Source organism: Gilliamella sp. A7 (assembly GCF_002142015.1).
In the GTDB taxonomy this organism is placed as follows: Bacteria; Pseudomonadota; Gammaproteobacteria; order Enterobacterales; family Orbaceae; genus Gilliamella; species Gilliamella apis_A.
Genome location: NZ_NASN01000070.1, coordinates 1 through 9,922, shown reverse-complemented (window position 1 = coordinate 9,922; position 9,922 = coordinate 1). Strand labels below are relative to the sequence as shown.

Here is a 9,922-nt window from a genome sequence, read left to right as displayed (position 1 = left end):
TTTGCATAGGGCTTTGCTGATAATTAAAAACACCAGTTGCGCTTCCCTTGAGTGCATTCTCTGAACTAGCTATACCATTATAGGTGTAATCTAATTTTTTAAGGTCGATAATGGCTTTTTCAGGAAACTGAGTTAAATCGACATTGGCATTGATTGAATAAAATAGGTCTTGCTGATTTTTGTCAATATTTCCTTTTAAAGCGATTGAAAGATTTTTATCATTATTTTGTTCTAATAACAAATTGATATTTCTAAAATTGATCAAATCATTATTATTCTGTAATGCTACTGTACTATCGGCTATTTCAAATTTATTTAAGCTAAATTTCCAGTTAGTTTGATCCTTTTTATTTTCAGATGTATTTATGTTTTCTTCCGTAGAAGATGTTACGGTTTGGGTATAATTTTTAGCATTATCTCCTTTACTTTCGTCAGTAATATTGATTAATGCTGATTTAATAAATACATTTTTAATCTCTAAATTCTTTGAAAATAATGGCAGAAGTTCAACATCAAGTCGCATATTATCAGCTGTCAACAGAGGTTTTTTAGCACCAGTATCAGATAATTTAACCGCATCAGTTAATATACTTACCTGAGGCCAGATATGCCAGCGCAAATCACCGTCAATAGTTAATTCATAACCTGTTTTATCTTTAACTGTTTGAGATATATATCCTCGAAAATGATTAGGATCAACAAATACAATAAGAGATACAATGCTGATAATAATAACCAAAATTAAGATAAATAGAATAACCAGTATTTTTTTTATCATATTAATGTTCCTTTATTACGGTTATAAACGTTATTAATCTTTATCAATACGACTAGCAACTGCGCCATGTTGATCTTTATATTTAGCATCTTGTCTTCGGTTATATGGCCTTGCGGCTGGGCCACTAAGGGTTTCGAAACTTAGTGCACCTATAGTCATGCCCGGTCTAAGTGCTACAGGGATTTTTCCGGAATTGTAGAATTCCAAAACAATTTGTCCATGCCAACCTGGATCAATGCGGTGTGCTGTAACGTGAACCATAAGCCCTAGACGTGCTAACGATGAACGTCCATCTAACCAACCTACTAAATCATCAGGAATGGTTACTGATTCAAGCGTAACGGCCAAAGCGAGTTCTCCGGGATGTAAATAGAAAGCATCACCTTCAGATAATATCATTTCTTCGCTCATAACTCGTTCTAAAACAGCAGAAACTTCCTCTTTGGGGCCACTTAAATCAATATATGGGGTAGTATGTTCTTTAAAAGTACGAAATTGATTACCAAGTCGAACGTCAACCGTTGCACCATTAATACAACTTAATTCTGGTTGTGGCGTGATTTTTAATTTACCACTATCTAAATATGCTTCAATATCACGATCGCATAATCTCATAAGTTATCCTTAATTCTGCTTTTTTAACTTATTCTAGCAGGTTCTTTGGTTGACGTCGATGTTGGCAAATTAAGGTTGTAAAACCCAAGCTCGGCCAAAATGATTATAGTAACCAGCTTGTTTACCTGCTTTATCGCCAATGCCTAAATAAAGATCAAAATGATGTCCTTTAATTGCGCCACCAATATCAAGAGCCACCATCAATCGTACTTCTCGTCTACCACGATACTGACCATCATTATCAAGAAGTGGTACATCCACTAATACGACAGAACCTGTTGGAATTAATAATTTATCTGATGCTACTGCAGCATTGGCAATTAAAGGTACTGAAGCAGATCCTGTTACTTCCGCATTATGTTGCGGTTCAAAAAAGACAAATGATCGGTTTTGAATTAATAGTGCTTTAAGTTGTTTTTCACTTTTATTTTTAGCCCAATTTTTAATTGCTTGGATGGACATATCTTCTTTGGCAATTTCACCTTGTTCAATTAATATACGTCCTATACTTGAATAACCTTGACCATTTTTCCCACCATAACAGAAGAAAACTAATGGTGTACCATCTTCAAAATCAATATAGGCACTACCTTGGACTTCCATTATAAAATTATCCATTAATGAATTACTGTAAGCAATTTCGAGTCCTTTACCAGCTAATGCTCCATTATAGATTTGTTCACGACTGGGTAAGGGGCCTTTATAGTTGGCTGGCATTTTATAAATTGGATATTTAAATTCACCAGTTGGCTGATACCTGGCCTTGATGACCGGAGTATAATACCCTGTTAAATGAACATTACCATATCCATCTTTACCTGCCATTTCATAGCTTTTTAGTCCTACTTTATGAAATTCTGTTGAACCTAATGAACTATTAATCCAAGCATCAATAGCTTTATAAACATGTTCATTTTCCTGATATAGTGAAGGTGATGTTGTTTTTAATTTTTCAATTTGAATAATATAGTCAGAAATATTGACTGGTAGGACTAGCTGAGGATGGCTGATATTGAGATCGTTTGTTAGTTTTCCATCTCTAAATTGTTTACTTTTTTCATGTGAATCACTTTGACACCCAGTCAATAATAATAGAATCAATAAAATAGACAATATGTTGATATGAGATTTGCGTTTGTTTTCTTTCATTTTGAATAATTTATTGTAATTAGTTATATGATATAGTTAGTTATGCTACACAATTATATTATAAGAAACTATCAATAATTATGATAATGTCATAAAAAGTTTTGATAACGATTCAGCTTGCGATTTAAGGACATTAACTTTATAGTCATCCATTCCATATAAAAATAGAAAATTGTAAAAACGACAGGTAATCAATAAGATGAACACTACGTCTTCAAATCACGATCTTAAGCGAAATCTCTCCAGCCGGCACATTCAATTAATAGCAATTAGTGGTGCAATTGGTACGGGGTTATTTATGGGCTCTGGAAAGACGATTAGTCTTGCTGGACCATCTATTATTTTTGTCTACATGATTATTGGGTTTGTTTTGTTTTTTGTTATGCGAGCAATGGGCGAAATTCTATTGTCCAACTTGAATTATAAATCTTTCAGTGACTTTGCTAACGATTTATTAGGTCCCTGGGCAGGCTTTTTTACTGGTTGGACCTATTGGTTTTGTTGGGTTATTACTGGGATTGCTGATGTTGTGGCTATCGCCGGATATGCACAGCATTGGTTTCCTGCGTTGCAAGCGTGGATCCCGATGTTGCTCACGGTTATCGTTCTATTAACCTTGAATTTGTTGACGGTAAAAATGTTTGGTGAAACTGAGTTTTGGTTTTCGATGATAAAAATTGTGGCTATTTTAGCTTTAATTGCTATTGGCCTTGTTTTAGTCTTTACTGCCTATCATTCAGAACAAACCAATACTACTGCTGCATTTTCTAACCTTTGGCAATATGGTGGTTTCTTCCCTCATGGTACTATGGGCTTTTTTGCTGGTTTCCAAATCGCAATTTTTGCTTTTGTTGGAATTGAGTTAGTTGGAACAACGGCTGCTGAAACTCTTGACCCGAATAAAAACTTACCTCGAGCGATCAATTCAGTGCCTGCACGTATTATTTTCTTTTACGTTTTTGCGTTGATTATCATTATGAGTGTAACGCCTTGGCAGTTTATTTCACCAAATAAAAGTCCATTTGTTGAATTGTTTACGTTAATTGGTTTACCTGCTGCTGCCAGTATCATTAATTTTGTGGTACTAACTTCAGCTGCTTCTTCTGCTAATAGTGGTATTTATTCAACCAGTAGAATGTTATTTGGCCTTGCTAAAAAACAGGATGCACCTGAACCATTTGGTAAATTATCAAGGCGTTCTGTGCCTGCTAATGGCTTGCTATTTTCATGTACTTGCTTGTTTGGTGGAGTAGTACTGATTTATTTAGTTCCTAATGTTATGGAAGCATTTACTATTGTAACCACAATTTCTGCAATATTATTTATGTTTATTTGGTCGATGATTTTAATTTCTTATATTGCCTATCGTCGTAAAAAAGCTAAATTACATCAAGAGTCACAGTTTAAGATGCCGGGCGGTGTTTTTATGTGTTTTGTTTGCCTTGCTTTTTTTGCTTTTGTGATTGTGTTATTAACTTTTGAAACAGACACTTGCCAAGCACTTATTGCAACACCTATTTGGTTTCTTATTTTAGGTATTAGTTACTATATTCGTTCAATAAAACGCGCATAAATTTTAATTTCAATCGGCAGGCTGCCTGCCGATTATCTCTTATTTCTTATTCTTCATTTTGTTAGGCCAAATAATACTGGCAATAATACCTAACAATAAAATACCTAATACAACATAAAGACTGGTGGTTGGGCTAATAATAATTCCATAACCAAATAGATGGTCAGTTGCATTTAAAGCAAGTTTTGCGGCAATAAAAAATAATAGGCAAATTACTGCCTTACCTAAATGAACAAGATATTGTTGCATTGCTTCTAAAACAAAATACATGGTTCGTAAGCCTAAAATAGCGAATATCATCGCACTATATACAATTAATGGCTCTTGGCTAACGGCAATTACAGCAGGGACTGAATCAAAAGCAAACATAACATCACTTAACTCAATCACGACGATACATAAGAAGAGTGGTGTTGCATATAAAGCACTTTTGGGCATCTTGTTGATCAGTTCACTATTTTCTGGTTTGGCTAGTTCGATATTGAGTTGTTTTTGTGTTAATAAGAAATGGTGCCCGACTATTTTAGGGTAGGAAGGAAATATACGTTTAGCAATACGATAAGCAAAATGTTCTGAATAATCTTTTATCTCATCGTCATTGCCTTGATTTTTTAGCATCATCAATCCAGTTAAGGCAACCACGACAGAGAAAACAAGCTCCATCCAAGGCCCTAATGATAATAGACCAGTACCAATGATGACAAAAATAGCACGGAAGATGATTGCACCAATCACTCCCCAATAAAGTAACCGATGTCGATAATTGTTAGGGATAGCAAACCAAGAAAACAGTGCCATAATAACAAATAAATTATCAACAGAGAGTGCTTTTTCAAGTACATAACCAGTAATAAACAGGCTAGCTATTTCACTACCGTGATGTATATATAGATAAAGCGCAAATCCTAACGCCACGCAGATCCAAAATAAAGACCAAATAATTGCACTAGTTAAGCTAATGGGCTTATCATTATGATGAGCGTATAAATCAATTATAATCGCTGCTAAAGCCAGAACTATAAACATCAGTACTGTTTCAATGGGAAAGCCTAATGAATGCTGAATCATAGCTATGTTACCTATATTAAGTTATTTTTTGAAATAAATTGAAAAATATTACGAGTATTGGTATTTGGAACATATTGTTAAAAGCGATTGAGTATATATTGATAGGCCCAGCAAAAAAAGATATATTTGTTATCTTTATTTAACTAGCATTATTCAATCCTCATGTGAGCATACGTTCATGACTAATATAAAGGTATCTTTTTTCTTCATTGTTACTTTTTTTTCATGTTTATTATCTGCGCAAACAGTGGAACCCTATATCTCATCCTTACCCAAAGGAAGTGATTTATCCATTTTAGTGCAAACTGTTGGTAGTAAGCCTAAAACCTTAGCAAAATACAAAAGTGATCAGTTTAAACAACCTGCTAGTACGCAAAAAGTAATAACGGCATTAGCTGCACAACTTGAACTTGGCGATAATTTTCGGTTTATTACCGGTATTTATACCAATGGTTCTCTAAAGAATAAACAGCTTAGTGGTGATCTTATTATCAAGTTGAGTGGTGATCCTACTTTTAATCGTGCTAGATTAAGGAATATGATTACCGCTTTACGTCAAAAAGGTATAGAGAAGATCTCGGGTAATGTTATTTTAGATACTTCTATTTTTGCTAGTCATGATAAAGCAGAAGGGTGGTCATGGAATAATTTAACTGCTTGTTATAATGCCCCGGCATCGGCTGCAACAATTGATGATAACTGCTTTGTTGCAACCATTACTCCAGGTAAAACTAATTCAAAAGCTTCGATATCTGTATCACCTAATATACCGGTTATGGTGACAGGTGATGTCAGAACAATCGCTGCCAATAGTAACGATTTAAATGATAAATATTGTGAGCTTGATGTTAGTACGGAAAAAAACCGCTATCATTTATCTGGATGTATCGCGTCGAATGCTGATAAAACACCATTAAAGTTTGCGGTAATTAATCCAACCGAATACTTTTCAACGACTTTAAAGAATGAATTAAAACAACAAAAGATCATTTATAATGGTCGAGTTGTAGAAAGAAAACAAAAAACAGCTGGTGGATTAACATTACTGACTTCAAGTCAATCAGCGCCACTTTCTGAATTATTAACCGTCATGCTCAAAAAATCAAATAATTTATATGCTGACACTATTTTTAGAACCTTAGGTGCACATTATTATAAAGTGTCAGGAACTTGGCGTAATGGAGGTGATGCGGTAAAACAAATTTTACGTAAGAAAGCAGGAATTGATTTAGAAAATTTAGTTATTGCTGATGGTTCTGGTTTATCGCGTTTAAACTTGGTTAGTGCGAATAAATTAATGGAGATTTTGCAATATATTTCAATTCATAATAATCAATTAGCTTTTATTGAAAAGTTACCGATTGCTGGTGTTGATGGGACACTACAAAATCGCAAAAGTTTTAATCAAGCTCCATTTAAAGAAGCGATTATGGCTAAAACGGGCTATATTCAAGGTAGCTATAATTTAGCTGGATTTATTCAAAAATCAGATGGCCGTTATGTCGCTTTTGTACAGTTGTTATCCGGCTATCGAGCCGATAGTCAAGGTGAGCCCAAAAATGGTGCAATTATGCGATTTGAATCTGAATTTTATAAAAACTTTATTAATTAATATATAGAATTAATATATGGGCGATGTAATTATCATCGTCCATATATTTTTAGTTAGAAATTATCCGCTAAGAAACCACCGCTTTGATGCTTCCAAAGTTGCGCATAAAGACCATTTTTACTGAGTAATTCTTGATGTGTTCCCTGCTCAATAATTTTACCTTGATCTAATACGATTAAGCGATCCATCGCCGCAATAGTAGATAAGCGATGGGCAATAGCAATAACTGTTTTACCTTCCATTAAGGTATATAAACTTTCTTGGATGGCTTGTTCAATTTCAGAATCTAGTGCACTCGTAGCTTCATCTAATAATAATATTGGCGCATTTTTTAAAATAACACGAGCAATGGCAATCCGTTGACGTTGCCCGCCAGATAATTTAATTCCACGCTCACCTACAAAGGCGTCATAGCCAGTTCTACCATTAGCATCAACTAAACCTTGAATAAAACTGTCAGCATGGGCTTTTTGGGCTGCGATTATCATCTTGTGTTCAGTTGCATGATTGTTTCCGTATAATAAATTATCTCTTACTGAACGATGTAACAGCGACGTATCTTGGGTTACCATGCCAATTTGAGCGCGTAAACTTTCCTGATTTACTTTGGTGATATCCTGACCATCGATGGTGATTTCTCCATGTTGCAAATCATAAAATCGCAACAATAAATTGATTAACGTTGATTTTCCAGCGCCAGATCTGCCAACTAAACCAATCTTTTCACCTGGTTTAATAGTTAAATTTAAATTATCAATAATGGCATTTTTTAATTTTTCATCATAACTGAAATCTATCTGTTTAAATTCAATTTTACCTTCAGTCACTTTGAGTGCTGGTGCATTTGGTTGATCAATACTTGCCTTAGCTGCAGAAAATGTATTAATACCATCTTTAACTACACCAATGTTTTCAAATAGTGAAGCCATTTCCCACATAATCCAATGTGAAAATCCATTTAACCTTAATGCTACTGCGGTTGTGGTTGCAATTGCACCGACACCAACTAAGTCATTGCTCCATAGCCATAATGATAAGCCGGTGGTGCCCAGTACTAGGAAAATAGACAATAAATGATTAACAATTTCAAAGCTACTGACTAAACGCATTTGCTTATTCACTGTCACCATAAATTCATCCATCGATTCCTGAGCATATTTTGCTTCATTACCAGCATGAGAAAACAGTTTTACTGTCATGATATTTGTATAAGCATCTGTTACACGGCCTGTCATGGTTGAACGGGCATCTGCTTGCATACTTGCTACTTTACTTAATCGTGGAATGAAGTAATACATAGCAATGCCATAAAAAAAACACCAGGTCATAAACGGAACTAATAACCAAAGATCTAATTGACCTATGATGGTTGCCATGGTGATAAATGAAATCAGAACATAAATAAAGATATCAGCAACTAAAAAGCAAGTATCTCTTACAGCAAGCGCGGTTTGCATGACTTTTGCTGATATTCTACCGGCAAATTCATCTTGAAAAAAACGCATGCTTTGGTTTAGTACTAATCTGTGCAAATTCCAACGCAAACGCATTGGAAAATTTCCTGCTAAACATTGATGCTTAATGATGGTTTGTAAGGCAATAATAATCGTGCTAGCTAATATAATGATAGTAAATACGATTAAAGTTGTTTTTTCTTGTTGCCAAAATTGATTTGGTGATACGGCTGCAAGCCAATCAACCACTTTGCCAAGTGCCGCATATAAAAAAGCTTCAAACGCACCAGCTAATGCGCTCAATATTATTAATAGTAATAAGAAACAGCGAGTTCCTTTAGTGGATTGCCAAATAAAGCTAAAAAAATTTTTAGCCATTGGTTGTGGTTCATCTTTTGGATAAGGTGATACCAATTTTTCAAAAAATCGATACATAGTTGACCTAATTAGTTAAAAGGTTATTCATTGAAAATTTATCAATGATATAAAAAAGTGATGTTTGTTTTGCAAAATACTAATTGCTGTAGTTGCAAACATAAACATGGAATTAGTAAGTTAAAATCACTTGAATATATACCTATTAAACTGATGTTATGAAAAGAGTAAAGTTTTGAGGAAAGGGGTTTTTTTATACTTTCCTCGTGTAATAAATTATATATTGAAAAACTTTAGATTACTAATAATTGTCTTAAAAAACATCTTTTATAACTTGTACTACTCGGCCGACAATATTGTATTTTTCAAAATGAGCTTTGGGTACTTCAATTGTTGGATATTGATCATTATTACAGATTAATATCCAATTACCGAGTGTTAAGCGTATTTTTCTTAATAATGTAAAATTTTCATATTCTAATAAATAAATAGCACCATCAATAATTTCGTTTATATCGGTATTAATAATTAAGCCGTTATTATTTTCGATATCAGGTGCCATTAAATCACCTTTAGCCCAGTAAAAAATTAATTTTTTAATGTCTAAACCGCGGTGAGATGCCCAACCTTCAATTACAGGATAATTCATTACGGGAGGGGTTTCACGAACATAACGTTGATTTTGTGCTTCTTCTTTAGTTGGTAGCTGTTTTTTATAAACTGGGATACGATAGATATTTTCATTATAGACATCATCATCGTCTTGAGGATTTAATATTTCTAGCTTATAACCTGTAGCTAACCAGTTAAATGATACGTTACATTTCTCAGCAATCACTTCTAATCGTGTCAATGATGGATAAGTTTTTCCTGACAAATAATCACGAATTACTGTTTCTGACATATCACATTTTTTTGCAAAAGCAGATACAGATAAGCCTTGCATTGAAGTGTTGAGTCTGTCTTTAAAAGTTTTGACATTTTTATTTTTAATCATATTTATTTTTGTCTCGTTTTTATTTATTCATCCGATTGATGATTATATTGTATTTTTCATGAGTTTTATATAAGCGATTAAATGTATATTCTTAACATTTTAGTTTTTAAATATGCATATTCTTTAAAACTCGTTTTATATTTTGTCATTTTATTGAATTTACAAATAAAAAATAGTATTTTTTGTTTTTTTTAATAAATTTATTTCGTTGCTTTTTTGTTGGGTTTCATTGTTTTTCTGCGAGTCTATTTTTCTTTTTATGTGATAAAAAATGCTTTTTTTTAGTGATTAAGTATTGAAT

8 protein-coding genes are annotated in these 9,922 nt (G+C 33.5%); 2 read left to right on the top strand and 6 right to left on the bottom strand.

Annotated features, from left to right (window positions below):
- From B6D18_RS11630 to mltA, 3 genes are all read right to left on the bottom strand, one after another.
- Window positions 1-778, bottom strand: a 778-nt coding sequence (locus tag B6D18_RS11630; RefSeq protein WP_144063992.1) for an AsmA family protein, incomplete at its 3' end; no start/stop codon positions are given.
- Window positions 779-811: 33 nt separating this feature from the next.
- Complete coding sequence (dcd, locus tag B6D18_RS11625; RefSeq protein ID WP_065650757.1) at window positions 812-1,393, bottom strand: dCTP deaminase; 582 nt, start codon at window positions 1,391-1,393, stop codon at window positions 812-814.
- 69 nt (window positions 1,394-1,462) lie between these two features.
- Window positions 1,463-2,542 carry a murein transglycosylase A gene (mltA, locus tag B6D18_RS11620; RefSeq protein ID WP_086364599.1) on the bottom strand — a complete coding sequence of 360 codons (1,080 nt, stop codon included), beginning with the start codon at window positions 2,540-2,542 and terminating at the stop codon, window positions 1,463-1,465.
- A 199-nt stretch (window positions 2,543-2,741) separates the two neighbouring features.
- On the opposite strand from mltA, the gene cycA reads away from it, so the two are divergent.
- Window positions 2,742-4,115: a D-serine/D-alanine/glycine transporter gene (gene cycA, locus B6D18_RS11615; RefSeq protein ID WP_086364598.1), complete on the top strand. Its 1,374-nt coding sequence runs from the start codon at window positions 2,742-2,744 to the stop codon at window positions 4,113-4,115.
- Window positions 4,116-4,154: 39 nt separating this feature from the next.
- On the opposite strand, the gene B6D18_RS11610 is transcribed toward cycA, so the two are convergent.
- A complete protein-coding gene (locus tag B6D18_RS11610) occupies window positions 4,155-5,183 on the bottom strand; it encodes a TerC/Alx family metal homeostasis membrane protein (RefSeq protein WP_086364597.1) in 1,029 nt (342 codons plus the stop codon).
- Between the two features lie 178 nt (window positions 5,184-5,361).
- Here B6D18_RS11610 and dacB point away from each other — a divergent pair, with 178 nt between their 5' ends.
- Window positions 5,362-6,795, top strand: coding sequence for a serine-type D-Ala-D-Ala carboxypeptidase (gene dacB, locus B6D18_RS11605; protein ID WP_086364596.1), 1,434 nt, complete (start codon window positions 5,362-5,364; stop codon window positions 6,793-6,795).
- A gap of 53 nt (window positions 6,796-6,848) precedes the next feature.
- On the opposite strand, the gene B6D18_RS11600 is transcribed toward dacB, so the two are convergent.
- Complete coding sequence (locus B6D18_RS11600) at window positions 6,849-8,684, bottom strand: ABC transporter ATP-binding protein (RefSeq protein WP_086364595.1); 1,836 nt, start codon at window positions 8,682-8,684, stop codon at window positions 6,849-6,851.
- A 253-nt stretch (window positions 8,685-8,937) separates the two neighbouring features.
- On the bottom strand, window positions 8,938-9,621 hold the full coding sequence (locus B6D18_RS11595) for a LexA family transcriptional regulator (protein WP_086364594.1): 684 nt from the start codon (window positions 9,619-9,621) through the stop codon (window positions 8,938-8,940).
- Between the last annotated feature and the right edge of the window lie 301 nt (window positions 9,622-9,922).

Excerpts from the sequence above, each read along its gene's own strand:
- B6D18_RS11610 (WP_086364597.1), bottom strand. The coding sequence starts at position 5,183 with ATGATTCAGCATTCATTAGGCTTTCCCATTGAAACAGTACTGATGTTT.
- cycA (WP_086364598.1), top strand. The coding sequence starts at position 2,742 with ATGAACACTACGTCTTCAAATCACGATCTTAAGCGAAATCTCTCCAGC.
- dcd (WP_065650757.1), bottom strand. The coding sequence starts at position 1,393 with ATGAGATTATGCGATCGTGATATTGAAGCATATTTAGATAGTGGTAAA.
- dacB (WP_086364596.1), top strand. The coding sequence starts at position 5,362 with ATGACTAATATAAAGGTATCTTTTTTCTTCATTGTTACTTTTTTTTCA.
- mltA (WP_086364599.1), bottom strand. The coding sequence starts at position 2,542 with ATGAAAGAAAACAAACGCAAATCTCATATCAACATATTGTCTATTTTA.
- B6D18_RS11595 (WP_086364594.1), bottom strand. The coding sequence starts at position 9,621 with ATGATTAAAAATAAAAATGTCAAAACTTTTAAAGACAGACTCAACACT.
- B6D18_RS11600 (WP_086364595.1), bottom strand. The coding sequence starts at position 8,684 with ATGTATCGATTTTTTGAAAAATTGGTATCACCTTATCCAAAAGATGAA.